Origin of the sequence: Marinomonas sp. BSi20584, from assembly GCF_002792415.1 — a bacterium.
Lineage (GTDB): Bacteria > Pseudomonadota > Gammaproteobacteria > Pseudomonadales > Marinomonadaceae > Marinomonas > Marinomonas polaris.
The window spans coordinates 164,545-190,682 of record NZ_KZ454873.1 but is presented as its reverse complement, the minus strand read 5'-3'; the positions used below and the strand labels follow the sequence as shown (position 1 = coordinate 190,682).

The window sequence follows — 26,138 nt, the reverse complement described above, 5'->3', positions numbered from 1 at the left end:
CCTTATTCTATGATGTCGCCGCGAAGTAAGTATTTACATAGAGCCGCAGTACTGACAAATCCTAGCATGGCAATTAATAGTGCTGCTTCAAAATACAACGCGCTTTCTACATAAATGCCGTAGAGCAAAATAAGTGCAATGGCGTTTATGTACATTGTATCTAGTGCCAGAATTCGGTCTGATATGGTTGGGCCTTTTAGGAGACGCCATAAGTTCAAAATCAGCGCAATGCAAATACACACCGCCACTATGGTGATGGTTATCTTTAGCATCCAAATATCTCCTTGATTGGCTTCTCATAGCGTTGCTTAACCGATTTAATCAGTTCAGCTTCGTCATCTAAGTGAAGTGAATGGACATATAGCCAGGCTTTGTCTTTCGATACTTCTGCGCTCACGGTTCCCGGAGTAAGAGACACTGTGCTGGCTAAAATAGTGATACCTAAGTCTGAGTCGATATTGATCGGAATCGCGACGAAGCCCGGAGTTAACTTTTTGATCGGACCAATAATCAGCAGCGCCACTTCCACATTGGCGGTCAAAATATCTTTTAACACCATGAGTATGTATCGAATCGCCAGCCAAGGCTTAAGAATCTTAGGGTGTTCATCACGCATACTGTTTACTAGTAAGGGAATGGTGATCGCAAAGAAAACCGCCAACACCATATGTCCAGCACTAATAGAATTGTTCAATAACAGCCAAACCACAAACAATAGCAGGCTGTGAAATGGCATAGGGAATAACTTCATTGGGCTACTCCTGGTAATAACGCGTAAGCAGAAGCTTGGATATCGTGAAGATAACGCGCTGCTTGTTGAGTAAATTCACTGATATCGCCACCAAAAATAACCATAATCGGAGAGGCCAATAACAATAAGCCGATACCCATGATTTCCGTTGTTTTAGCGGGTTCTGCTTCTGCAGCCACGCTGCCATTGTGACGCCAGAAAAGCGTTGTGCCAGCTCGTGAGAAAGCAATTAAGGCCGCTAAACTGCCAATTAGAATCAAAGGCCAAACCCACATAGTTTGTGCAGAAGACTGTGTTGCTTGCAGTATCATGATTTTGCCAACAAACCCAGATAATGGTGGCATGCCGATTAATGCCAAAGCAGAAATTGCAAATCCAAAGCCTAGTAATCTAGGTTGAACAAAAGGACGTGAGCGAACGAAACGGTCTTCGGCTTTGCCTCGTTGGCGAGACATAACATCGGCGAGCAAAAATAATCCAGCTGATGCCAAAGTACTATGCACCATGTAATACAGAGCCGCAGAGGTTGCTGCTTCTGAATTGATTGCTGCACAAGCCAGTAAACTACCACTGGAGATAATGACTAAATTCGCGCTGAGTGTTTTGATTCCAGGACTTGCGAATACACCTATGGTACCAATGGTGATGGTTAACAAGGCCATTGGCCATAACCAAGGAGTAGCAATGTTGGCCAGTTCGCCAGCATCGTCGCCAAAAATAACAGTATAGACGCGGAAAATACTGTAAATCCCTACCTTGGTCATAATGGCAAATAACGCAGCGACTGGTGCACTAGCGCTGGCGTAGGTTTTCGGTAACCAAAAATGCATTGGCAGCATGGCGGCTTTTAAGCCGAATACGACTAATAATAACAGCGCACCGGTTTTTGCTAGTGTCGCCGTTTCACCTTGCAGTTGGCCAACTTTGATTGCCATGTCTGCCATATTTAGCGTGCCAAGCGTGCCATATAAAATACCAAGGCCGAACAAGAATAGGCTAGAACCAACAAGGTTAAGAATGACATAGTGCAAAGCAGCTTGGGTTTTCTGTTTGCCGCCAGCATGGATTAATAGCGCATAAGAAGCGATTAGTAAGACTTCGAAAAAGACGAATAAGTTAAATATATCGCCTGTTAAGAAAGCGCCGTTAATGCCCATAATTTGGAACATAAACAGTGGGTGGAAATACGCGCCACCTTTGTCTTGTCCTGCGACAGCATATAGCATCACACAGAAGGCTAAAAAAGCCGTTAATAATACAAGAAGGCTAGAAATCTTGTCCGCAACCAGCGCTATACCAAAAGGCGCTTGCCAGCCGCCTAACGCATAAAGCTGAACACCTTCGGTATTTATTTGATACAGCAAAGCGGCTGATGAAATCAGTAAAAACAAGGTGCCGACAATCGATGTGATACGTTGCGAATTGATATCACGAGATATTGGCGGCAACAACATGATGGCGCCAAATAGCAAAGGAATCAGAATCGGAAAAATGCTCAAGTGCTGCATTTATTGGCTCCCTCCTGATTTCTTCGAGGCGTCGCCCGGTTGCGCAGGCAAGGTGCCATCAACATGATCATTACCCAAATCAGCGCGAGCACGCATCGCTAAAATAACCGCAAAGGCTGTCATCGCAAAACCGATAACAATGGCGGTTAATACCAAAGCCTGAGGAAGCGGGTCGCTGTATTGCTCGGACTCACCCAGAACGGCTGCTGCATTAAGTTTGAGTCTGCCGCTGGCGAACAAGAACAAGTTCACAGCGTAAGACAGTAGAGTTAAGCCGATAACCACGGAAAAAGTGCGGCCTCGTAAGGCAAGAAAGATTCCGCAGGCTGTTAATAAGCCAACGCAAAATGCGTATAAACCTTCCATTAATCATGCTCCTTTTGAATAGGACGCTCACTGGTGGTCAATTGACCTAGATTGGCAAGAATCAACATAGTGGCGCCAACCACAGTAAGAAAAACACCAAGATCAAAAACCATGGCACTGGCCAATTCGAATTTGCCGATCACTGGTAAGTAGAAGTAATCAAACCAAGATGACAAGAAAGTATGACCAAAGACCCAACTACCCAAACCACTTAGAGTTGCGATACCAATGCCTGAACCAATCATGATTTGATAATCCAGCTTGAGACGAGTCTTAATCCAGTCAACACCGTGTGCCACATACTGTTGAATAATGGCAACCGATGTAATTAAGCCAGCTATAAAACCACCGCCAGGCATGTTGTGTCCGCGTAAGAAAATATACGCAGAAACTAACAGTGCTAATGGCAAAAGACTCTGGGAAATCACGGCCAAAAGAATAGGGTAGCGGTCTTCCGACCAAGCCAATCCGTTATCGTCGCTGGATGGCATATAAAGACGCATTTTAGCGATCAGCTTATAAATCCCTAATGCCGCAATACCTAACACGGTGATTTCACCTAGTGTATCGAAGCCACGGAAATCCACCAAAATCACGTTTACAATATTGGTTCCGCCGCCACCTGTTTTACTGTTCTCGGTAAAAAATGTCGAAATCGTATCGAGAGGGCGAGTCATCAAGGCATAAGAAATAGTACCAATAACTCCACCAATTAATGACGCGAGACTTAAGTCGCGAACCACTCGGCGAGGAGAAGATTCTTTCGGCGTATTTTGTGGCAAAAAGAACAGTGCCAAGATCAACAAGATAACCGTCACAACTTCAACCGAAAGCTGAGTAAGTGCCAAATCAGGTGCTGAAAACTGAGCGAATGCCAACGAAACAATCAAACCTACAACAGACAGGGTGAGCAAAGCGATAACCCGTCTTCTGTGCCATACCACGGTAGCCAAAGCGGAAACGCATAGCAGCACAGCGCAAGTGATAGACAATGCATCAAGAGGAATCTCAGGGCGTTGTCCCGCGGTTGTATTTAGCTTCATCAAGGTAGACGCCGTCATCACAATAGCGAAAGCCAAAACAAAGAAAGTATAGCGCTGCAGCGAGCCATTTTCCGTGAAGGCAATAATACGGCTGGCCTTGTTCGTCAGGTATTGGATAACCCCTTCAAACACCAACTTAGGGTCACTGGTTGGGAACTGTGCTTGAAACTTAAACATATGGTGGCGGTTATGGTACATGTACAAGCCACCTAGCAAAGCAATCACACTCATTAGTAATGGGAAATTGAAACCATGCCAAATTGCAAGGCTGTATGTTGGTGCTGGACCATTTAGTGTTGCTTCCGCCGCTGCAAATAATAGATCGCCCACGACTAAACTTGGAAAAATCCCAACAACTAGACAAAGCCCAACCAAAATTTCTACTGGTACACGCATGTAGCGCGGTGGCTCATGAGGTGTTTTAGGTAAGTTAATTGGCTCACCATTAAAAAACACATCGTGAATAAAGCGCATCGAATATGCAACAGCGAATACACCACCTAAGGTCGCCAGTACCGGAATAAACCAAGACAAGGATCCAAGTGATGCCTGATGCAATGTTTCAGTGAAGAACATCTCTTTCGACAAGAAACCATTCATCAATGGCACACCTGCCATAGAAGCCGACGCAACCATAGCCAAAGTCGCCGTGTAAGGCATGTATTTCCAGAGACCATTTAACTGACGCATATCGCGTGAGCCAGATTCATGATCAATAATCCCCGCTGCCATAAACAAGGAGGCTTTGAAAATAGCGTGGTTGATTATATGGAAGATAGCGGCCACAGCAGCAAGGTCTGTCCCCATGCCGAGCAACAAGGTAATCAAACCCAAATGACTGATGGTCGAGTTCGCCAACAGCCCTTTTAAATCATGCTGGAATATCGCGATGTAAGCACCCACAAGGAAGGTCGCTAAACCTGTCAGACTTACTATCATGAACCAAAGATCAGTATCCGCAAGCGCTGGGTAAAAACGCGCCATCAAAAAAATACCGGCTTTTACCATGGTTGCAGAATGTAGATAGGCACTCACTGGTGTTGGTGCTGCCATGGCATTAGGTAGCCAAAAATGGAATGGAAACTGAGCCGATTTTGTAAAAGCGCCAAGTAAAACCAAAACCACAATAATCGGGTAATTTGCACTGGCTTTGATCAATTCGCCACTGTCTAAAACATCTTGTAGGCTAAAACTACCAACCGTGTTACCTAGAATCAACAAACCGGCTAACAAGGCTAAACCGCCAGCGCCTGTGACGGTTAGCGCCATTCTTGCACCTTTTCTGGCTTCTGTTTTATGCCCCCAGAAGCTGATCAACAAAAAGGAGCTAATACTGGTTAATTCCCAGAAAAACCAGAGCTGAATCAAGTTATCAGATAGCACCACGCCAAGCATGGCAAACATGAATAGGATTAGGTATGAATAAAACTTACCAATGGAATCTTTCGCTGATAAATAATAGCGAGCATACAGAATAACAAGTAAACCAATACCCAGAATCAAAATAGAGAACAGCAACGCCAAACCATCTAAACGAAAGGCAAGTTCTAACCCAATAGCAGGAATCCACGGTAGTGCTGCTTGAAAGCGTTCACCTTGGAAAATATCGCCAGCATGTGTAAGGACTAAAAAGAGAGTTAAAGCAGGTAATGCGGCTGTCATAAACGCACAAGCGGTGCGACTAAAGCGAGCGGTAATAAGCGGGATTAACGTACCTAATAAAGGAAGAAAAGGTAGCCAGATAAGTGAACTCAAAGGCAAAACTCCTTTCTAGTGAGCGGTAATATAATATGAATGTGCTGTGCGAGCATGGTTGTTATCCTAACAATCGTTCTCTAAGTGTGGTTCTTCAACATTGTTTACTCTACAAACTGACAGAGTAGCTACCCTGTAAGCATAGCCTTTTATCAATCTAATCAATAGGCTAAAACTGTTTTTACAGCAAGAAATAGTATCGATTCGTTTTCATAAAGCCGAACAATAAGAACCCTTAACTTAAAAAAAGTTCCTTTAAAACAGGTTTTGTTGATTAAGTAAGTTTAGTCGACAGTTGCTTAGATTAACTGAAGGATAGAGAGCCCATTAATGAAAAATCACTTCTTCTGGGCTCTGTATGATAGGTTCAGACAGTATTATAGATGCTTTACTTCTTCCATTAGACCTTCTATATGTACGACGACCTGTAGGCTGGCAACTTCCATTTTATCTAGTTGAACTAGCATTTCTTTCGTATTTCCAGTTTGTGCTGCTTTTAGTGCTGCACGGCCTGATTCATGCACTGCTCTGTGTGGCGTTTCAATTGCTTTAAAGCTCGGTGACTGTTGGAAGTGTCGACTGCCGTAACCTTCGAAATACCATTTACCCAATCTGCATTCGGTATGCAGGTTGACCTCTTCATCGAATTTCTTTTTATCGATACGGTTATAAACGTCATTTTTCCAGACCGCATGATCTAATTTTACTGTATTTAAAAAAGAGTGTGTGGCAGCAATGCTAATCACTCCCTGCATGTGATTTGAACGTGAAATAACATCATCAACCACTTTATCAATCTGAACCGACGATGAAGAGATGTCCATTGCACTGATTTGGTTTTGGTTCACCATGTTCTTGATCTGTTCGGTTTGAACGATAACCTGTTTGACTAATGTTTCTACCTGCTCGCTTGCGCTATGCGTTTTTCCAGCCAAATTTCTAACTTCATCTGCAACTACAGCAAAGCCACGACCAGCAGATCCTGCTCTGGCGGCTTCGATAGCAGCATTGAGTGCTAATAAGTTGGTCTGAGCAGAAATCTCTTGGATACTTGAAACCAGCTGACTAATGCCATTGGCTGTTTTATCGAGTACGTTGGCCGCCCCCATGCTGTCGCTGGCTTGTTCATTGATTAGACTCGCGCGTTCGCTTAAGCGATTTAATGCGACTCTCGTTTCATCGAATACATTGTCTAATTCAGACAAGGCAACACGTTCTTCAATTAAATTCTGAGCGCTATCCGCCAATCCAAAGCGAATAGAATTAAGCATTTCTCCTCCGCGCAGCTGATAGCGAATTAACTCTACATTATCTCCTGAATGACTTTTAAATTGTTGCAACTCTGCTTTCACCGAGTCCAGCTCAGCTTTGAGCGTTTCTAAGCTTAGCTGGTGGGACGCTCGTTCTACTTCGAGTTGTTGTGTGAGAGTTTTCGTTTGTTGTTTTAATTCAGAATTGAAAAACATAAAAGAGGTCCGATCCAGACTTAGGTATAAAGCTATAAAGTTGAATCGACAGTGTATCGAATTAGTAATCTGTGATTAGTGAGAATTATCAATAAAAGGCTGGAAGTTTGTTGGAAAATTGTAACATTGCGTTATTTTATATGTGGTTAGATTCAAAAAAGTGTGCCACCTAGACCGATGAGGAGGCACACTTTTAGCTTAAACTAATGAATAGGATATTGTTACTGGAAGAAGCTCCAAACAATACTATGTTCAGAACCAAGGCTCCAAAGTAATACCACTGCTGCCAATAAAGCCTCCAATACTAAAACCCCAATACCAAGAGTGGTGCTGGAGAGAATAAAGCCTTGTTTATGACTAATGCCCAAGAAACTAGGAGTGCCTCGGTACAATAGATAACCTGTATACGCAACACCAGCAACACAAGCGAGTAGACATAACCAAATAATCGGATAAATGGCAAAAATACCGCTTAAAAACATGGGTGTAGCAATATAACCTGCAAAGACAATACACTCTTGACGAGGAGGGCGATTCGGGAAGTTTCGCGCCATCCAGTGAATTAGACTACCGACCATCGCCACAGCGACAAGAATTAGAGCGTAAAACAACACGCCTAAACCAAGGCCATCCATTAAAGACACCTTGATGGCTTCATCTCCTCCGAACGTCCAACCAAATTGCGTCGTGCCAATAAAAGTACTGACAACGGGAATAGCTGCCATCCAAAGAACATGATGTAAGTACAGATGACTTACCGACTCATGTTCCTTATTTATTTCGCGCCATTCCTTATCTGGATGATGAATAAGACCCCAAACATGATTGATCATGGATTCCCCCTTGTCTCACAGAGTGAGCATAATGGATTTGGAAAAAGTCCTGATACAGCCACGCCCAAACAAAAGTGGCTTGTAACAGTATAGATGGATACGTAGAAATAGACCGAAAAGATGATAACGTTTTTTTATAAGTACTCAGTTGCTCAGACTATTTAGGAGCAAGCAGAGTGAGTGAGAAGGCGTAGTGCAGTGAGATGATAGTTAAATAAAAAACCAACAAGTTAAATATGCTCTATCTATCTTGTTGGTTTTAAATGACTTCTATTGGCAGTTATAGTCTTGTTTCATCTCAACACTGTAAGGTTTGTCGACTGGATCATTAAAATTGGCTCTGGCGATGGTTTCTTTGGCTAAGAACTCAAACATTTTCCATTTTGAACAAGTAGGGTGAACCACAGTATTGCTAGAATCTAAAATTAACTTGTTTTTCTTATCCGTCAACTTGTACTGAAAGGTATAAACCTTCGTTGGTGTTTCTACCTTATCGTAACCGCTAACAATGGGCTCCATAAATTGACGATAACGCGTGACACAGGTACGAGCGTCTGTGCTTGGGTTTCTATGGCAAACGGTATAAGGAATATTTCGCTCGTTATTAAACACAGGAACCTTCTTCGTTTCTGTGGTTTCTTCAGACGTAAAGTTAACCGATAGGTGATAGTCAGGATTGTTTTGAGAATCCGAGACATTAGTAAAACCGCGCTCTTTCAATGCATTGATAATATCGGGGATGTATCGCTTATTCGTCAGATCATCGCCTTCTTTGCTTGGAACCACGGCAATCGTAGCGGATTTATCAATATCTACATTCGAGTCAACATTACTGACATTTTGTCCTGCCAACTTTACATTGGATGAACAGCCCGAGAGAAGAGCCGAAAACAGCACAAAAAAAATGAAAAGTCTCATAGTCGCGTTCTCCATTGCGTATCAAAAACAATTTTCCGACCAACATCAAAACACAGATAACACACAAAACCGAGATAAGCGTCGCACCTTCCACGTGTTTTTCAAAAACCTTACTCTAACGTAGCACTTAAATGATAGAGTTTAAGGAGGTTTGTAAGGCATATGACTTGCTAGACTTAATATTTAACATAGAGGTATAAATTTCAGGCAATAAAAAAACCACCCGAAGGTGGTTTTAAATTCGATGCTTCATACGTGCATCCAGTTCCTTTTAAAAAGTGCAAACCCTTCTAAAAACAACCGTTTAATTGGTGGAGGCGGGGGGGGTCGAACCCCCGTCCGTCAGTCCTCTGCCATCGGCTCTACATGCATAGTCACTTCTATTATTTGACCACGAACCGCCCGAAGGACAGGGTGTTAATGGCGAGCCTACTTAGTCTTAGAACCTTATCCCTAGGCGGGGCATCAGTTAGCATCTTGTAATTTATGATACTGCAGAATCTCTGGCTACAAGCAACCTGAGGGCAGCACACTAGCAGCGGTTTAGGCTGCTAAAGCGTAGTTTTCGTCGTTTGCGACTATAAAATTGATGCGGGGGATTAACGAGATCACGCATCACTCTCGACATGCACCTTTGGGTTTGTAACCGACGTCGAAACCATGTCGCCCCCAAAAAGTAACGTTAGTCTAGCGCAAACAATCTGCTTACGCTAGAGATAACGCTGAAATGCTTAATTCAACCTAATTTTGAATGGCGTCTATTAAGCATTGTGTTTCATTAGTCGTTCTTTGTCTCTTGACCAATCACGATCACGCTCGGTATCACGTTTATCGTGTTCTTTTTTGCCTGTTACCAAGGCGACTTCGCATTTGATTTTGTTGCCTTTCCAGTACAGCGCCATGGCCGCACAAGTTTTGCCTTTTTGCTCGGTGACTTGGATGATGCGCTCAAGCTCTTTGCGGTTTAAAAGCAATTTGCGTTGGCGCATCGGTTCACAAACGACATGCGTTGAGGCACTAAGCAGTGGCGTAATACGCGCACCGACGAGCCACGCTTCGTTTTGGTGGATGATGACGAATGCGTCTACTAATTGGGCTTTGCCTTCGCGCAGGCTTTTTACTTCCCAACCAGACAAAACCAAACCGGCTTCGAACTTCTGGTCGACAAAGTAGTCGTATTTTGCACGTTTGTTAAGCGCGATGGTGCCCGTGCTGGTGGATTTTTTCTTTACTTTACTCATAGTTACAAATTATACGGTCGATAGTGGCAAAAACCTATGCTTTTCTTGAGGTATGCGCCTGAATGTTGGAAAATTCGCACTTGTTAATTAATTTGTCAGGTTAGGTAGCGAGGATGTGTTGGCCACGTTTACGTTTTATTCCTATCCTTAAACACATCTTGTGTATTTAGAGCCTAAATTTATGCCGGAAAGTCGATGTTTACAAGGTATCTGGTCAAGTCCGTGGATATTTATTTTTGCGGCCAGTGGATCTGCAGTGGGATTAGGGAATATTTGGAAGTTTCCTTATGTGCTCGGGCAAAACGGTGGCGGTGCATTTTTGTTGGTGTATTGCTTCTGTTTGTTACTCGTTGGTTTGCCTGTGTTAATGGCAGAAGTTGCTTTGGGTCGTACGGTTCGTTCTAATCCAATTGATACAGTAAACGATTTAAGTGAGCGTCGTATTGTTCATCCAGCTTGGGTGTTTGTGCCTTGGTTGGCTGGTATAACAGGTTTTTTAATTCTGACTTTTTATAGTGTGATTGCGGGTTGGTCTCTTGCCTATTTAGATCGTGCAGTGTCTGGCGACTTTAAAGACATCACGCAAGTTGGCGCGGCCAGCATGTTTGATAATTTGTTAGCCACACCGACAGAAATGTTGTTATGGCATTCTGTATTTATGGGATTGGTGGTGTTAACCGTCGGACAGTCGGTGACGCGTGGTTTGTCTGCTGTAGTACGGATTTTGTTACCGGTTTTGGTAGTGACGTTACTGTTGTTAGCATTTTATTCCATGACTATTGGTAATATGAATGAAGCGCTGAACTTTATGTTTCGTTGGTCTTGGCAGGATATTACCTTTGAGGTTGTCTTATCTGCAGTTGGACTTGCTTTGTTCAGTTTGAGTGTCGGAATGGGTGCAATGTTTGCTTATGGCGCTTATATGAGTAAGCGTATGTCTATTGCCCGAGCTTGTAGCATAGTCGTCGGTGTGGATCTGCTAGTGGCTATTTTGGCAGGTTTGGTTATTTTTCCATTGGTGTTCTCGTTTAATATTGATGTCGAAGCTGGGCCAAGTTTGACCTTTGTGTCTTTGCCTATCATTTTTGGTAGTTTACCAGGCGGTCAGTTTTTTGCAGGAGTGTTCTTTTTATTACTTGTGGTTGCTGCTCTTACGTCAGCCATATCCATGTTAGAATTGTTCGTTGCTTGGCTGCATGAAAAATTTTATATCGCCCGCTTGAAAGCTGCGCTACTGATGGGGATTGCCGTTTGGTTTGTTGGTATTGCGGTACTGTTGTCTTTTAATCATTGGGACAGCAAAATTGTCTTTGGGCTAAATTTCTTTGAATTGTTGGATGAATTTACGTCTTTGATTCTTTTACCAGTGGGAGCTATTTTGTTGTCTGTTTTGGTGGCTTGGTTTATTCCACATTCTATGTTGCAAAATGAGATGATCACAAAACAAGCAAATCATTTTCAATGGTGGTATAAGACATTGAAATACATAAGTATTCCAGCAATGATTGTGATTACTCTTGCTGGCTGGATAGGAGTGTAGTTTGAGTCATATAGAACGCTTCGCACATGTTAATTACAGTTGCGAGCAAATGTTTGCCTTGGTAAACGACATCGATGGTTATCCTGAGTTTTTACCTGGGTGTTTGAGTTCTACATTAATTTCAAAAACGCCAACGGAAATCGTTGCGTCTTTGGATGTAGGTAAGGGACCAGTTAGGCAATCTTTTACCACGAGGAACTTTCTGGAAGATTTTAGTCGAATAGAGATGACCTTGGTAAAAGGGCCGTTTAAGAGTTTGCATGGCGTATGGACTTTCACGGAGTTGTCTCCGACGAGTTGTAAAATCATGCTGAGTATTGAGTTTGAATTAAGCGGTATGCTGAAATTTGCCTTTGGCGGCGTGTTTAGCCAAATTGCCAATACGATGGTGGATTCTTTTAGCAAGCGTGCAAAAGTGGTATACGGTGAATAGTATGAGAGTTGAAGTAGCTTATGCTTTGCCTGAGAAGCAAAAAATTATTGCTCTAGAGGTTGAAGATGGTTGTACCGTGCGTGATGCTGTGCGCCGTTCGAATATCCAAGTTTTCTTTCCTGATGTGGATGTGGAGACCGTAAAAGTGGGTATCTTCGGTAAAGCCGTGCGAAATGCAGAAGAGCAAGAGTTAAAAGAAGGCGAGCGAGTTGAGTTATATCGTGAGCTGAAGGTTGACCCAAAACAAGCTAGGGCCAACCGTGCAGCAAAAACAACTAAAGATTAGTTGTTTTTGATTTGTGTTAAAACGCCGTCGCTAAAAATTAGCACTAGGTCGTTTGCATCACTTTTCTTGGTGTCTGGTGTTGCGTATAGAACTGTATATAGGTAATGCCATTCGTCTGGCTTGAAAGTGTCTCTTAGCATGGGGTTACCCAGTAGATAAGTGACCTGAGATTCAGACATGCCAATTTGTAACTGTGATAGTTGTTCCTTCGTTACAAGGTTTCCTTGTGTTACTGGAACCTTGTAAGGTGGTGGAAATAAACTGCATGCGCTAAGTGAAAGTGCTGCGCATAATATTAAAACTGATTTTTTCATTTGTATTATCCTTACTCCGGTGTGCTAATGATAAAGTAATTATCAACAAGATCGAATAGAGAATGACTCATGACTAGCGAAAATCAAGAGCTAAAGAAAGCGGGACTCAAGGTAACTCTACCACGAGTGAAAATTTTACAAATTCTTGAAGGCGCGGGTGACCGCCATATGAGTGCTGATGATGTCTATCGCACTCTACTTGATCAAGGTGAAGATGTTGGTTTGGCGACAGTTTACCGTGTGCTAACTCAGTTTGAAACTGCGGGTTTGGTGCAGCGTCACCATTTCGAAGCAGGAACTGCTGTTTTTGAGCTGGCGAAGGGTGATCATCACGACCATATGATTTGTCTAGAAACGGGCAAAGTCATTGAATTCGTTGATCCAATTATTGAGAAACGTCAACGTGAAATCGCAGAAGAGCATGGCTTTGATATTGAAGACCACAGCTTGATTATTTACGTGCGTCCAAAGAAGAAATAAACGTTCGTTTACCTAAGGGTAATGCATGAGAAGGGCCTAAATGGCAGAGTTTAGGCCCTTTTTTGTTTTAGCTTCAATTTTATCTTAATGAAATGCTACTGCAGTTGAACATTGCCAAGCATTTCGCGAGCGTGAGCTAAGGTTTGTTCGGTAAGTTCTAATCCACCTAATAAACGTGCGATCTCTTGTGTGCGGTCTTGATCCTTGAGTAGCTCGACCTGAGAGGAAGTTGCTTCATCTTCAACCAGTTTACTGACACGTAGATGCTGATTGCCTTGCGCTGCCACTTGCGCCAAGTGAGTCACACAAAAGACTTGTCCGCGTTTGCCTACAGAGCGCAGCATGCGGCCAACGACTTCAGCAATACCACCGCTGATGCCCACATCTACTTCATCAAATACCAATGTTGGGATAATGGAGGTGTGTGCGGTAACCACTTGAATGCCCAAACTAATACGTGACAACTCACCACCTGAGGCAACTTTGCGTAATGGTTGAGCAGGTTGGCCTGGGTTGGATGCGATCATATATTCGATGTCTTCAAAACCATTTGCCGAGACTTGGTTTAGTGGTTGGCATTGAATAAAAAAACGCGCATATGGCATACCCAATCCATGTATTTGCTCTTCAACTTTTTGCGCTAGTTCGTCTTTTGCGATAATGCGTTTTTCGGTCAATGTGGTGGCAAGGGCAGTGAGCTTTTCGTAGGCTAGCTCTTCTTTTTCTTTTAATGACTCTAGGCTTTCTTCGCTGCCTTGTAAGCTATCCAGTTCTGCTTCCACACTTTCTCGTAAGGATAAAAGTCCTTCTGGTAAGGTTCTGTGTTTGCGAGCGGTATCGTAAATATCAGATAAGCGACGTTCTATATCGATAAGGCGTTCGGGGTTTTGCTCCAAAGTATCTTGGTAGTGATGCAAACTATCTGCCGCTTCTTGTGCCTGAATTAGGGCTACGTTCATCATTTCTAACGCATTTTCTAATTCTTTTGTGGCTGGACGAATTTGGCTGGCGCTATTAATTGCTTGATGCAACAAAGAGCAAATATTGCCCTCGTCGCTGTCTATCAAAATACCGCTGGCTTGATAGGCTTTAAATTGTGAATCGGCAATGTTCGACAAAAACGCTTGCTCGTTCTCTAATTCTTCGATTTCGCCTTCTTTTAGATCAAGCTGCTGCAGCTCTTGTGCTTGATAAGACAATAGTTGGATTTTGGCATCTTGTTCTGATGAGCGATTCTGCTGAGCAGACAATTCTTCTTTTAGTTGTCGCCATGTTGCGTATTGCTGACTGACTTTTTTACTTAGCTCAGTGAGTCGGCCATATTCATCAACTTGTTGTCTTTGGGCATTCTTTTTGAGTAATGACTGATGCTCGTGTTGGCCATGGATATCAACTAATTGGCTACCAACGTCCTTTAGATCGCTTAGCGTGCAAGGGCGACCATTTATGTAAGCCTTAGAACGACCTTCTTTGCTGATAACACGGCGTAATATACAATGTTGATCGTGTTCTAGATCTCTTTCTTCTAGCCATTTATGTACGTGTGGATAGTTTTGTATATCAAAGCTTGCGCTGATATCTGCTCTTTTTTGCCCATGTCTTACGACAGCAGCATCGGTACGATCACCTAAACAAAGTGACAAGGCATCCACCATGATGGATTTACCTGCCCCTGTTTCACCTGAAATCACGGTCATACCTTTCTTGAACTCCAATTCTAGGGATTCAACAATGGCGAAGTTGGAAATAGCGATGCTGGTCAGCATAGAGGGCTCCAAAGAGAGAATATATTTATATGGTTATTTATACAGTACTTGGTTGTTTTTTGACAAGTCTTGATCGCAAATTTAATTCCCATGAAATTAATACGGCTTTAGTGTTGAAAGGTTAAAAGCTGACCCCATATACCCTGCACATAGGAAGCATTGTTTCTGTTATTTGGAGTTGAAAATGAGTGAGCAGCAAAAAAATCCTAATCTAGACGCGGAGCATGATTTGAAAAGCGAAACGCAAAACGAAACAGTAGAAGAACTTTTAGAGCCTGAAGTAGAGACTTTAGAAGAAGTTACTGAAAATGATGAGCTTGCAAAAGCATTAGAAGAAGTCGCTCAGTATAAAGAAGCGGCACTTCGCGCTCATGCGGATGCACAAAACGTACGTCGTCGTGCAGAACAAGATGTCGAGAAAGCGCACAAGTTTGGTTTAGAAAAGTTTGCTAAATCGATTGTGAACGTGGCGGATAATCTAGAGCGTGCTTTAGCTTCTGCACCAGATACAGGTGAATCTGACCCTGTTCGTGAAGGTGTAGAGCTAACGTTAAAAGATTTGCTTGAGACTTTGGCTCGTTTTGAAGTGAAAGTGGTTGATCCACATGGTGAACCGTTCAACCCTGAGTTGCATCAAGCTATCACTATGGTGCCAAACCCTGAGTTAGAAGCGAACACCGTTATGGATGTAGTGCAGAAGGGTTACACGATTAATGGCCGCTTATTACGTCCTGCAATGGTAGTGGTTTCAAGCGCAGCCTAAAAAAATACTGTCATTTTTTTGACACTGGACGCTTGAAATACTTTTAAGCGTACCCAAATACAGAATTATCATCGTCATAAACGAATTTATTGGAGATACAAACCATGGGTAGAATCATTGGTATTGACTTAGGTACAACAAACTCTTGTGTTGCCGTCTTGGATGGCGAAAAGGCTCGCGTTATTGAAAACGCTGAAGGCGATCGCACCACACCTTCTATTGTTGCCTTCACCGAAGACGGCGAAGTCTTGGTAGGTCAATCTGCAAAACGTCAAGCGGTAACAAACCCAACAAATACTTTGTATGCGGTTAAGCGTTTGATCGGCCGCAAATTTAAAGATGACGTGGTTCAAAAAGACATCTCTATGGTGCCTTACAAAATTATTGCTGCAGATAACGGCGATGCGTGGGTAGAAGTAAAAGGCGATAAGAAAGCGCCACCACAAATCTCTGCTGAAGTTCTTAAGAAAATGAAGAAAACAGCAGAAGACTACCTAGGCGAGAAAGTAACAGAAGCGGTTATCACTGTTCCTGCTTACTTCAACGACTCTCAGCGTCAAGCAACAAAAGACGCTGGTAAAATCGCTGGTCTAGAAGTAAAACGTATTATTAACGAGCCAACAGCGGCTGCCTTGGCTTACGGCCTAGACAAGAGCTCTGGTGACTCTACTATCGCGGTTTATGACCTTGGTGGTGGTACATTCGATATCTCTATCATCGAAATCGCTGACGTAGATGGCGAGAAACAATTCGAAGTATTGTCTACAAATGGTGATACTTTCCTAGGTGGTGAAGATTTCGATATGCGTGTTATCGAATACTTGGCAGCTGAATTCAAAAAACAGTCTGGTATCGATCTACACAACGATCCATTAGCTCTACAACGTTTGAAAGAAGCGGGTGAGAAAGCGAAAGTTGAGTTGTCTTCTTCTTCTCAAACAGAAGTTAACTTGCCTTACATCACTGCAGATGCAACTGGCCCTAAACACTTGAACGTGAAATTGACTCGTTCTAAGTTGGAGTCTTTGGTTGAAGAGTTAGTATTGAAATCTCTTGAGCCTTGCCGTCAAGCATTGAAAGATGCTGATTTGACTGCTTCTGATATTGATGAAGTTATCTTGGTTGGTGGTCAGACTCGTATGCCACTAGTGCAAGCGAAAGTAACTGAGTTCTTCGGTAAAGAGCCACGTAAAGACGTGAACCCAGATGAAGCGGTTGCAATCGGTGCGTCTATCCAAGGTGCGGTACTTTCTGGTGATGTGAAAGACGTTCTTCTTCTAGACGTTACTCCACTGTCTCTAGGTATCGAGACAATGGGTGGTGTTATGACAGCATTGATCGAGAAAAACACGACGATTCCTACTAAGAAATCTCAGACTTTCTCTACAGCAGAAGACAATCAAAATGCGGTAACTATCCACGCATTGCAGGGTGAGCGTAAACAAGCGTCTCAGAACAAATCTCTAGGTCGTTTCGACTTGGCTGATATTCCACCTGCTCCACGTGGTGTGCCACAAATCGAAGTAAGCTTCGATATAGATGCCAACGGTATCTTGAGTGTTTCTGCGAAAGATAAAGCGACTGGTAAAGAGCAGTCTATCGTTATCAAATCTTCTTCTGGTTTGAGCGATGAAGAAGTTGAAAAAATGGTGCAAGACGCTGAAGCGAATGCTGAAGAAGACCGTAAGTTCGAAGAGCTTGTACAAGTTCGTAACACAGCTGATGGCATGATTCACGCAACTCGTAAAACTCTGGTTGATGCTGGCGATAAAGCAACGGCTGAAGAGAAAGAGGCGATTGAAACAGCGATCACGGAGCTTGAAGAAGCTCTAACATCTAACGACAAAGAGAAGATCGAAGAGAAAACTAATGCGTTGACTCAAGCATCTGGTACTTTGGCTCAGAAGATGTATGCAGAAGCTGAAGCTGGTGCACAACCAGCTGAAGGCGAGCAAGCTAAGTCTCAGGATGATGCTGTTGATGCAGAATTCGAGGAAGTGAAAGAAGATAAAAAATAAGCGCTAAGCACTTATTTGCCCATTAATAATGGGGTTGTTTATAGCGAGCACGGTTTTAGACCGTGCTTTGCTATTTGCAAAATATGAGATTGACGATTTTTAAAATTCAGTTTTTTTAGATTTAGACTTTTTAATTCAGACTTTTCAATTCAGGAATGCTTGCGATGAGCAAAAGAGACTATTACGACGTTCTTGGGGTGGCCAAAGACGCGGATAAGAAAGACATTAAAAAAGCTTATCGTTCTTTGGCGAATAAGTACCACCCAGATAAGAACCCAGACAACCCAGAAGCACTAGATAAGTTCAAAGAGCTGGCTGAAGCTTATGAAATACTGTCTTCTGATGACAAACGCGCAGCCTACGATCGATTTGGTCATGACGGCGTAAATGGTCAGGCTGGTGGCTATGGCGGCGGCGCTGGAGCGGGTGGTTTTAGTGATATTTTTGGTGATGTATTCGGTGATATTTTTGGCGGCGGTGGTGGCGGTCAAAGCCGAACTCGTCGCGGTTCCGATTTACGTTACACCTTAGAGCTTGATCTTGAACAAGCGGTTTGGGGATGTGAAGAAAAAATCCGCATACCAACTTTGGTGAACTGTAATACCTGTGATGGTTCTGGTGCTAAAAAAGGTTCAACGCCTAAGACATGTGGAACATGTGGTGGTGCAGGCCAAGTACGTATGTCACAAGGTTTCTTCTCTGTTCAACAGGCTTGTCCAGAATGTCATGGTGCTGGTCAAGTGATCAGTGATCCTTGTAGAGATTGTCATGGCCAAGGCCGTGTACAAGAATACAAAACTCTTAATGTAAAAATTCCTGCAGGCGTAGACACAGGCGATCGTATTCGTTTGTCTGGTGAAGGCGAAGCAGGAACTCATGGCGGTCCTGCAGGTGATTTGTTTGTTCAAGTCTCTGTTAAACCGCATAGCATTTTTGAGCGTGATGGTGCGAACCTATATTGCGAAGTGCCAATTAGCTTTACAACAGCGGCATTAGGTGGCGAAATTGATGTACCGACGCTAGATGGTCGTGTGCGTTTGAAAGTGACTGCTGAATGTCAGTCTGGCAAGTTGTTCCGCTTGCGTAATAAAGGCGTGAAACCTGTTCGTGGTGGTCCAGTTGGCGATTTGATTTGTAAGGTCGTTGTTGAGACGCCAGTAAATCTTACGTCCCGTCAAAAAGAGCTATTCACGGAATTGGCTGAAAGTATGGGTGAAGGAACAGATCATTCACCTAAGCAGAAAAGCTGGTTTGATGGTGTGAAGCGTTTCTTTGATGATATTAAGAAATAAAACTTTATTACCTCGGCAATATAAAAGAGAAGGGCGCCTATTTGGCGCCTTTCTCTTTTAGTAGGTAGTCAATATGGTTGCGTAATAAGCTTGCTGCATTGGTGAAGCTTTTATTATTTGGAATAATAAAGTCCGCTTTGTTGCGAATGTCGATGGTTTTAAGTGATGCTTGGCGTACATGGCGCATATAGCGGCTGGTAACCTCATTGACGTCGCGTCCACGTTCTGCAATGTCACGCTTTAAGCGTCGTACTACGGCGATATCCATATCTGTATCGACGTACAGAAGGTAATCAACAGCATCTCGTATCCCGGCGTCTTGGAACATCATATGACCTTCCACTAGAACAACATGTGTTGGATCTAGATTGCGATAACCTATACGTCTGTGTTGTGAGTGATCGTAAACCGGAATTTCATTTGGTTGCTGACGGTTCTTACAGTTATGAATAGCCAGAGTGAGGCTTTCAAGGTCTAACGAGCTTAGGTCGTCAAAGTTGTAAACGTCTGGATCAATACTGCCGCATCCATTGTAAAAACTGTCTTGGCATAGGGTTGTGATTTTGTCACCTTGGCCTTCCGCTAATAAAGAACAAAGTCGGCTTTTTCCGCTGCCGGATACGCCGGTGATGCCAATAACAAGAGCCATGTATTACCTCAGAAAATAAAGTTTTGGTACTCCTTGAGTTTAAGGAGTTTATAATGTTGTATTATATATCAGGTTTGATCATTTTTGCCTGTCAAACTGAAGCATGAAATCTCAAAGGAAGGATTAATGCGTACGAAAGTTGCTCCAATGTTTGCTTCGTTTATTTTTGCTCTTTCTATGGGGACTGCGACATTAGTTAAGGCGGAAGCAAGTGATGTTTCTCGATCATCTAATGTGGCAGAGTTGTTTGGTTTACCATTAAATGATCTGAGAGTATCTCAATTAGAAAATCAGCTTAATAGTATGGGATTGCATAGTTATCCGTCTTATAAAGATGGTGTTATAAGCTACAGCTTAGGGCCTGAAGGTATTTTAGGAGTCACAAACGCGACTATTTATTCCAATGGATCGGGTTATGTTCGTCAGGCGCTGTTATCCGGTGTTGTGGAAAGCAGTGAAAAACGTAAAGCGCTAGGTGAGTTGCTTGCACAAAAATACGGTAAACCTAGTGAAGGTTTTCTTAGTAATGGTATTGGGCGTTCGAAATGGCTGTTTAAAGATGGCACCATGATAGAATTTCATAACACGACTTATGACGTCTCTCTCATGTACGTTGATGAAAGTCCAAAGGTAGCAATTCGATCTGGGCAAATTGATGTTGAAGCCCTGTCTCGTAAAAAGCAATAATCTTATAGTTTGTTTATCGTGTAGTTAATTATCTATGTTTATTCTTGATCTCAATCTTCGTTTTGCCCATTTTCTTCAACCTTATCTTCAGGATATTTCTTTAGCTTTGGTAGCAACCTGTTTGGTGGTTTACGGGGATAAGGTGAATGGTTTTCTTAAAAGCTTGGTGTCTTCTTGGGTGTTTCTTGCTCGAGTGATGGCGTTTATTTTGATGTGTACTTTTGGTTATGGGCTTCTGACATTATGGAGTCAGCCATTAATATATTGGGGAATTACACGAGTTGATTTGGTGTATCGACCGGTCTTAATCCTATTTTGTTTTTGTCTTTTGGGTGTTTTGGCTGAAAGAAAGCGTCATTTGTAAAATAATTCATGAAATTTCCTGTCAGTTTTCGTTGCCAAATTACAACATAATCGCACCATTACTATGGATCAGCCATGTAATTGCGTGATTATGTAGTAAAGTTTCTAGACCTTCTTTGTTATTTCGTTATTTCTATAAAAAAACACGCTAAACACCCGATTTTAAAGGTTTTTTGTAGTCTTATTACAATTTGTTTTTGTCCTAATCTGCCGTTAGACTGCGCCCATATTGATATAACAGAGTCTTTTTTCGGGGGCAGAAAATGACAAGCACTTGGTTACAAGCACTTTCACAAGCAGAATCTATGATTCCTCTTTTAGGTAAACTTGGTCGCGAAAAAGCGGTAAAAGTTCAGTTGGCAGGAAACACCTTAATGGCGGATTCTGTGACTGGTCTGATGGCTGCGTTTGATCAGCATCCTGAATTAGACCTTGTCCAAGTTTATCAAGTGTTGGAGCAAGTGTTAGCAAGTAACACCGCTCATACCGTTGTAGAACTAGAATCTTTGATTGCGGAAGCGGATGTTGAGTCTGTACTAGCTGCTCAGCCAAACGATGGCACAGAAACTCCTGTTGTTTTATATGGATTCGGCCGTATCGGTCGTTTACTTGCACGTCGTATGTGTACGCTTGGCCATACAACTCCAGGCATGGCATTAGCTGCGATTGTTGTGCGTAAAGCATGTGATGATGATCTTTCTAAACGTGCTAGTTTGCTTAAATACGATTCTGTTCATGGTATATACGACGGTTTAGTAAAAGTTGATGAAGAGAATCAAACTCTGATCATCAATGGTTCGCCAGTAAAAGTTATTTATGCTTCTGATCCTGCTGAAGTTGATTACCAAGCCCATGGTATTAATAATGCTTTGCTTGTTGATAACACAGGTCGCTGGCGTGATCATGACGGTTTGAGTGTTCACTTAAATCGTCCAGGTATTGAGCGTGTTGTACTGACTGCACCTGGTAAGGAAATGAAAAACATCGTTTTCGGTGTAAACGATAGCGATGTAACAGACGCAGACCGTATTGTTTCTGCTGCATCTTGTACGACAAACGCGATTACGCCTATCTTGTCTGTACTAGAGGAAACATACGGCATCGAATCTGGTCACGTAGAAACGGTTCATGCTTATACTAATGACCAAAACCTAATCGATAATATCCATAAAGGTGATCGCCGTGGTCGTGCTGCAGGCATGAACATGGTGATGACTGAAACTGGTGCGGCTAAAGCGGTATCAAAAGCGATTCCTTCTCTAGAAGGTAAGTTGAGCGGTAGTGCGATCCGTGTTCCTGTTATCAACGTTTCGATTGCGGTATTAAGTTTGAACTTGAAGTCTGCGACGTCGGTTGAAGCGATTAATCAGTTGTTGAAAGCGGCATCAAATAGCGCTGAATTGACAGGTCAGATCGGCTACAGCGAAGGACGTGATGCGGTAAGCTCTGACTTTATCGGTTCTCAGCAAGCAGGTATTTTGGATTCTTTGTCGACGAAAGTTCGTGGCAATCAAGCAACTTTATATGTTTGGTACGATAACGAGTATGGCTACAGCTGTCAGGTTGTGCGTTTGATGGAGAAGCTTGCACAGGCAAATTTTACTAAGGCTGAATTGCTCGAAGACAAAGCAAAAGCAGCTTAAGATATGACCGGACACATTTAACGTGTGTTATTTAACGGCGGCCTTTGGGTCGCCGTTTTTTTTGCCTCAAATTTACAGACATAATTTCGAGGCAAAAAAAAGCCGGATAAAATCCGGCTTCAACAAAAGTAACTAGCAGTTGCGAATAACATCATCCTGTGGGGAATGGTGATATTCATCTAAAACATGACTGTGGGACAGGTTTTAGAAGTAATACAGTTAGGGCTGTATCAGTAAATATTAGGTCGCTGTTCAACCTAAGAGATTAACTAATTCTATCTTTTTGGATCGGTGTTACAAACGATATAAATTGATTTGTTGGATTAGCTGAATTAATGCAAAATATAGGATGCATTTTTAAATCAATGATTTTGATTTTTTATTAAGTGATATTTTTTTTGTTAAGTATTTGTTTATTAAAAAATTATTTCATATTTATGATGTGTTTTTTGCAGTTTTAGCTTTATTTTCATTGGTTTTTTAATTCAGTGTATGTCTAATTTTGCAGTAGCTGAGATCGTCTTATGGTGGTTTTTTTATGAAGTCTGTTCCTTTAGCTGGGCTGGGTACATTTGCTATCGCGGCTCGTCATTTGAGTTTCACTAAAGCCGCGCAAGAACTGCACCTTACACAGGGGGCCGTGAGCCAGCAAATTCGTCAGTTAGAAGAGCGTTTAAAACTTACTTTGTTTGTTCGTTATCATCGACGTCTAGAGCTGACCGTGGCCGGTGTGCGTTTGGCTGTGCAATTGAATCATAGCTTTACTGAAATTAATGATTTGGTTTTAGAGTTGCAGGAAGAAGAAACGTCTAATATTTTGACGGTTTCTGTTATGCCGTCCTTTGCAACTAAGTGGTTGATTCCTCGTCTGGGGAGTTTGCAAGAAGCCTATCCTGATTTACAGCTACGCATTCAGGCCAATGATAGAGAGGTGAATTTCCAGCGCGACAGAATTGATGTAGCGATAGTGCATAGCCATGTGCATAGCTCAAAAGGGCATATTGTTCCCTTAATGAAAGATAAGATTTTTCCCGTTTGCAGTCCTGCATTTGCAGAGCAGCGAGCTTTGACTGAAGCAAGCCAGTTAGCGCAAGTGCCTTTATTAAATGATGACTCTGAGTGGCGTTTTTCTAGTCCATATGCGGAGTGGGAGAAGTGGCTGTTATTGGCTAATGCAAAAGGCATTAAGCCTTCGCGCGGCATCAGTTTTAATCGTGGTGATCTTGCTGTGCAAGCAGCTGTTGCTGGACAAGGCGTTGCTTTAGGGAGAACGCCTTTGGTGATGGATGATATTCAGCAGGGAAGATTGATGATGCCGTTTTCAGAAACATTAGATGAAGGTCATGCCTATCTATTTGTTTGTCCCGAAATGCAGCGTCAGCGAGAGCCGGTTCAGCAGTTACTCAGTTGGTTAGTCGCGCAATGCTACGAATATTCACCAGAGGATGCTTTGACGACACCCGATGGTCTGATTTCGTTGTAATTAGTTATCTAATAGTAATTTAACTGAAATCGCCAAACACATAATAATCACCATTGGGCGAATAAGCTTCGCACCTTTGGTGATAACGAGGCGTGAGCCAATTTGCGCACCAAACCATTGTCCAATTCCCATTACGATACCCAATGCCCAAATAAGGTGACCGCTAAAGGCAAACATGGCCAAAGAGGCTAGGTTACTGGTCGCGTTGAGTACTTTTGTATGAGCCGTTGCTGAAACGACAGTGAGCCCCATCAAACATAAATAAGCAGTAGAAAAGAAAGCGCCGGTTCCTGGTCCAATCAATCCATCATAAAAACCAATGCTGGTGCCGATAATTATCGCAAACTGTATGTGAGTAAGGGAAAATTTACTGGCAATGTAAGGCTGAACCTTGGGTAAGAAGAAAAAGAAAATGGCTACCGCGATTAAGATAATTGGAACGGCTTTTAGCAGTAGGCTACTGTCTAAATAAGAGACTAATAGTGTGCCGCAGATAGCGCCGATGGCTGTCATCAAAATGGGGAGCCACATATCAGACAGCTTTACTTGTCCTTTTTTTATAAAGTGGTAAGACGCCGATACTGTCCCCGCGCAACCTTGTAACTTATTGGTTGCTAGCGCTTCGGCTGGTGACAGTCCTGCTGCTAATAGAACCGGCACAGTAATTAAGCCACCACCGCCTGCAATGGCATCAATGACGCCTGCAAAAAAAGCGGCAGCAAAGAGTGCAAGATAGATCCAAATAGAGATATCGAAAAAAACAAAGTCCATTGAGTGTTTATTCCTGTAGGGATAGATGTACGATGCTTTTTAGTAGAGCAAAAAAAGCCCACCTAGACAATCGTTTAGGCGGGCTAATGAGTAGTAATAGTAGAGTATTTTATCGAACTAAATTAAATTTTTGTTTGGATGTAGCTTTCGAGAGTGCTTTCTTGATTCGGAGTAAATTCAAGGCCAAGCTTAGTTCTACGCCATAGAATATCTTCTGCTGAATGCGCCCATTCATGCTTGATCAAATAATCCACTTCCACTTGATAAAGCTGATTGCCAAAGTGCTGGCCAAGGTCGCTTTCTGAATTCGCTTTATTTAGTAATGCATGAGTTAGTGTACCGTAGCTATTGGCGAATCGATGGGCAAGGTGTGCACCGATAAAAGGATAATCTTGTTGTAATTTCATCGCAAAACCATCAAGGGACATACCTAAGTCACCGCCAGGTAGTGGTTTGCTGTGAGTCCATTCGCTTCCAAGGTTATCAAAGTAGGGTGTAAGCTTTTTCATCGCAGATAAGGCTAGTTTGCGGTAGGTAGTGATTTTTCCGCCAAAAATACTTAGCAATGGTGCTTGATGATTTTTGTCGTCAAGGTGCAATGTGTAATCGCGAGTGACGGCCGAAGGATCAGACGACTCATCTTCCAATAGAGGTCTTACGCCTGAATAGCTCCAGACAACATCCGCTGGTGTGAGTGTTTTTTTGAAATGATCGTTCGCCACTTTCAATATGTATTGAGTTTCATTTTCTGAAATCGCTACATCGTTTGGATCGCCTTTGTACTCAACATCGGTTGTGCCTAACAGTGTGTAGTGTTCACGGTAAGGAATCGCGAAAACGATACGTTTGTCGGTATTTTGCATGATGAAAGCGTTTGAATGCTGATACAGCTTCGGTACAACAATATGGCTGCCTTTGATCATGCGAATGCCGTAAGGGGCTTTTTGTTCTAGTTTCGTTTCGATAAACGACGATACCCAAGGGCCTGCAGCGTTTACTAAGGCTTTGGCTGTTATCTCATGAGTTTCTTTGGTTATTTGATCCTCTAGGCTGATGTGCCATTGGTTGTCGATACGTTTAGCAGAAGTGCAACGAGTGCGAGCAAAAATAGACGCGCCATTTTGCTGAGCACTAAGCGCATTGGTTACCACTAAGCGAGCATCATCAACCCAGCAGTCTGAGTATTCGAAACCTTGCGTAATATCGTCTTTTAATGGGCTATCTGCACCGTACTTGACGCCTTTTGAGCCTAAAAGTGTCTCGCGCTTACCTAGGTTGTCATAAAGGAATAAGCCAATACGAATTAGCCAAGCTGGACGTAGGTGTGGTCTGTGAGGCATTTGAAAGCGCATCGGCGTCACAAGGTGAGGAGCGACTTTTAACAATACTTCACGTTCTGTTAGGGCTTCTTTTACAAGGCGGAATTCGTAATGCTCAAGATAGCGCAAACCGCCATGAATCAATTTACTACTCGACGATGACGTAGCATGAGCCAAATCTCCCATTTCGCAAAGACCCACATTTAGGCCTCGTCCTGCTGCATCAGCGGCTATTCCTGTGCCGTTAATGCCGCCGCCAACAACAAATAGGTCAAAATGGGAGTGATTCATACTAAGCCTCACGATCAAAAATGCGAATGTTTATGTTCGAAAGTGAACATTTGTGTTCGATATTAAACCTCTAAAGCGATTATGACAATAACGCTTTGTGAAGTTTTGGTGAAGATTTGATCTTTTTTAGGTTTGAAGAAGGGCGAAAATTGAAGTCAG

Annotated in this window: 25 protein-coding genes and 1 other RNA gene; 11 read left to right on the top strand and 15 right to left on the bottom strand. The window is 42.7% G+C overall.

Going from position 1 to position 26,138, the window contains the following annotated elements:
• Nucleotides 1-2: 2 nt before the first annotated feature.
• The 10 genes from TY87_RS06870 to smpB all read right to left on the bottom strand — a co-directional run bounded on the left by TY87_RS06870 (nucleotide 3) and on the right by smpB (nucleotide 9,881).
• Nucleotides 3-272 carry a K+/H+ antiporter subunit F gene (locus tag TY87_RS06870; RefSeq protein WP_012071647.1) on the bottom strand — a complete coding sequence of 90 codons (270 nt, stop codon included), beginning with the start codon at nucleotides 270-272 and terminating at the stop codon, nucleotides 3-5.
• Entirely contained in the window at nucleotides 266-751 is a 486-nt protein-coding gene (locus TY87_RS06865; protein WP_072842406.1) for a Na+/H+ antiporter subunit E, read from the bottom strand. Before TY87_RS06865 ends, TY87_RS06870 begins: the two co-directional genes overlap by 7 nt.
• Nucleotides 748-2,259 carry a monovalent cation/H+ antiporter subunit D gene (locus TY87_RS06860; RefSeq protein ID WP_100186503.1) on the bottom strand — a complete coding sequence of 504 codons (1,512 nt, stop codon included), beginning with the start codon at nucleotides 2,257-2,259 and terminating at the stop codon, nucleotides 748-750. Before TY87_RS06860 ends, TY87_RS06865 begins: the two co-directional genes overlap by 4 nt.
• Complete coding sequence (locus TY87_RS06855; RefSeq protein ID WP_012071644.1) at nucleotides 2,260-2,625, bottom strand: Na+/H+ antiporter subunit C; 366 nt, start codon at nucleotides 2,623-2,625, stop codon at nucleotides 2,260-2,262. It lies immediately after the preceding gene.
• Nucleotides 2,625-5,423: a monovalent cation/H+ antiporter subunit A gene (locus TY87_RS06850; protein ID WP_100186502.1), complete on the bottom strand. Its 2,799-nt coding sequence runs from the start codon at nucleotides 5,421-5,423 to the stop codon at nucleotides 2,625-2,627. The genes TY87_RS06855 and TY87_RS06850 overlap by 1 nt, the downstream gene beginning before the upstream one ends.
• Before the next feature lie 377 nt (nucleotides 5,424-5,800).
• Nucleotides 5,801-6,889, bottom strand: a complete 1,089-nt coding sequence (locus TY87_RS06845; protein ID WP_100186501.1) for a methyl-accepting chemotaxis protein — start codon at nucleotides 6,887-6,889, stop codon at nucleotides 5,801-5,803.
• A gap of 221 nt (nucleotides 6,890-7,110) precedes the next feature.
• A complete protein-coding gene (locus TY87_RS06840; protein WP_100186500.1) occupies nucleotides 7,111-7,722 on the bottom strand; it encodes a Yip1 family protein in 612 nt (203 codons plus the stop codon).
• 270 nt (nucleotides 7,723-7,992) lie between these two features.
• Entirely contained in the window at nucleotides 7,993-8,640 is a 648-nt protein-coding gene (locus TY87_RS06835; RefSeq protein WP_100186499.1) for a hypothetical protein, read from the bottom strand.
• A gap of 309 nt (nucleotides 8,641-8,949) precedes the next feature.
• Nucleotides 8,950-9,311: a transfer-messenger RNA gene (ssrA, locus tag TY87_RS06830) on the bottom strand.
• A 90-nt stretch (nucleotides 9,312-9,401) separates the two neighbouring features.
• Nucleotides 9,402-9,881 carry an SsrA-binding protein SmpB gene (smpB, locus tag TY87_RS06825; RefSeq protein ID WP_012071634.1) on the bottom strand — a complete coding sequence of 160 codons (480 nt, stop codon included), beginning with the start codon at nucleotides 9,879-9,881 and terminating at the stop codon, nucleotides 9,402-9,404.
• Between the two features lie 181 nt (nucleotides 9,882-10,062).
• On the opposite strand from smpB, the gene TY87_RS06820 reads away from it, so the two are divergent.
• From TY87_RS06820 to TY87_RS06810, 3 genes are read left to right on the top strand one after another with little or no spacing between them, the layout of a single operon-like run.
• Entirely contained in the window at nucleotides 10,063-11,421 is a 1,359-nt protein-coding gene (locus tag TY87_RS06820) for a sodium-dependent transporter (RefSeq protein ID WP_100186498.1), read from the top strand.
• Nucleotide 11,422: 1 nt separating this feature from the next.
• Entirely contained in the window at nucleotides 11,423-11,854 is a 432-nt protein-coding gene (locus tag TY87_RS06815; protein WP_012071632.1) for a type II toxin-antitoxin system RatA family toxin, read from the top strand.
• A 1-nt stretch (nucleotide 11,855) separates the two neighbouring features.
• Nucleotides 11,856-12,140 (top strand): RnfH family protein, encoded by a 285-nt coding sequence (locus TY87_RS06810; RefSeq protein ID WP_072840199.1) that lies wholly within the window; start codon nucleotides 11,856-11,858, stop codon nucleotides 12,138-12,140.
• On the opposite strand, the gene TY87_RS06805 is transcribed toward TY87_RS06810, so the two are convergent.
• Entirely contained in the window at nucleotides 12,137-12,454 is a 318-nt protein-coding gene (locus tag TY87_RS06805) for an outer membrane protein assembly factor BamE (protein WP_072840198.1), read from the bottom strand. The genes TY87_RS06810 and TY87_RS06805 overlap by 4 nt on opposite strands.
• A 69-nt stretch (nucleotides 12,455-12,523) precedes the next feature.
• Here TY87_RS06805 and fur point away from each other — a divergent pair, with 69 nt between their 5' ends.
• On the top strand, nucleotides 12,524-12,934 hold the full coding sequence (gene fur / locus TY87_RS06800; protein WP_012071629.1) for a ferric iron uptake transcriptional regulator: 411 nt from the start codon (nucleotides 12,524-12,526) through the stop codon (nucleotides 12,932-12,934).
• Between the two features lie 95 nt (nucleotides 12,935-13,029).
• On the opposite strand, the gene recN is transcribed toward fur, so the two are convergent.
• On the bottom strand, nucleotides 13,030-14,700 hold the full coding sequence (recN, locus tag TY87_RS06795; protein ID WP_100186497.1) for a DNA repair protein RecN: 1,671 nt from the start codon (nucleotides 14,698-14,700) through the stop codon (nucleotides 13,030-13,032).
• A 184-nt stretch (nucleotides 14,701-14,884) separates the two neighbouring features.
• On the opposite strand from recN, the gene grpE reads away from it, so the two are divergent.
• From grpE to dnaJ, 3 genes are all read left to right on the top strand, one after another.
• Nucleotides 14,885-15,463, top strand: coding sequence for a nucleotide exchange factor GrpE (grpE, locus tag TY87_RS06790; RefSeq protein ID WP_072840196.1), 579 nt, complete (start codon nucleotides 14,885-14,887; stop codon nucleotides 15,461-15,463).
• A 104-nt stretch (nucleotides 15,464-15,567) separates the two neighbouring features.
• A complete protein-coding gene (gene dnaK, locus TY87_RS06785) occupies nucleotides 15,568-17,481 on the top strand; it encodes a molecular chaperone DnaK (RefSeq protein ID WP_072840195.1) in 1,914 nt (637 codons plus the stop codon).
• A gap of 164 nt (nucleotides 17,482-17,645) precedes the next feature.
• Nucleotides 17,646-18,773 (top strand): molecular chaperone DnaJ, encoded by a 1,128-nt coding sequence (gene dnaJ / locus TY87_RS06780; protein WP_072840194.1) that lies wholly within the window; start codon nucleotides 17,646-17,648, stop codon nucleotides 18,771-18,773.
• Nucleotides 18,774-18,810: 37 nt separating this feature from the next.
• Here the strand turns inward: dnaJ and TY87_RS06775 are convergent, their stop codons facing one another.
• On the bottom strand, nucleotides 18,811-19,422 hold the full coding sequence (locus tag TY87_RS06775) for a uridine kinase family protein (protein WP_100186496.1): 612 nt from the start codon (nucleotides 19,420-19,422) through the stop codon (nucleotides 18,811-18,813).
• A 126-nt stretch (nucleotides 19,423-19,548) separates the two neighbouring features.
• On the opposite strand from TY87_RS06775, the gene TY87_RS06770 reads away from it, so the two are divergent.
• The 4 genes from TY87_RS06770 (at nucleotide 19,549) to gcvA (ending at nucleotide 23,598) form a co-directional block, all read left to right on the top strand.
• Entirely contained in the window at nucleotides 19,549-20,109 is a 561-nt protein-coding gene (locus TY87_RS06770) for a uridine kinase (RefSeq protein ID WP_100186495.1), read from the top strand.
• Nucleotides 20,110-20,143: 34 nt separating this feature from the next.
• Nucleotides 20,144-20,473 (top strand): DUF3392 family protein, encoded by a 330-nt coding sequence (locus tag TY87_RS06765; protein ID WP_072840191.1) that lies wholly within the window; start codon nucleotides 20,144-20,146, stop codon nucleotides 20,471-20,473.
• A gap of 262 nt (nucleotides 20,474-20,735) precedes the next feature.
• On the top strand, nucleotides 20,736-22,115 hold the full coding sequence (locus tag TY87_RS06760; protein WP_100186494.1) for a glyceraldehyde-3-phosphate dehydrogenase: 1,380 nt from the start codon (nucleotides 20,736-20,738) through the stop codon (nucleotides 22,113-22,115).
• Nucleotides 22,116-22,653: 538 nt separating this feature from the next.
• Nucleotides 22,654-23,598, top strand: a complete 945-nt coding sequence (gcvA, locus tag TY87_RS06755; protein WP_100186493.1) for a transcriptional regulator GcvA — start codon at nucleotides 22,654-22,656, stop codon at nucleotides 23,596-23,598.
• Here gcvA and TY87_RS06750 read toward each other — a convergent pair whose 3' ends face one another.
• Nucleotides 23,599-24,369 (bottom strand): TSUP family transporter, encoded by a 771-nt coding sequence (locus TY87_RS06750; RefSeq protein ID WP_100186492.1) that lies wholly within the window; start codon nucleotides 24,367-24,369, stop codon nucleotides 23,599-23,601.
• Nucleotides 24,370-24,491: 122 nt separating this feature from the next.
• A complete protein-coding gene (glpD, locus tag TY87_RS06745; RefSeq protein ID WP_100186491.1) occupies nucleotides 24,492-25,979 on the bottom strand; it encodes a glycerol-3-phosphate dehydrogenase in 1,488 nt (495 codons plus the stop codon).
• Between the last annotated feature and the right edge of the window lie 159 nt (nucleotides 25,980-26,138).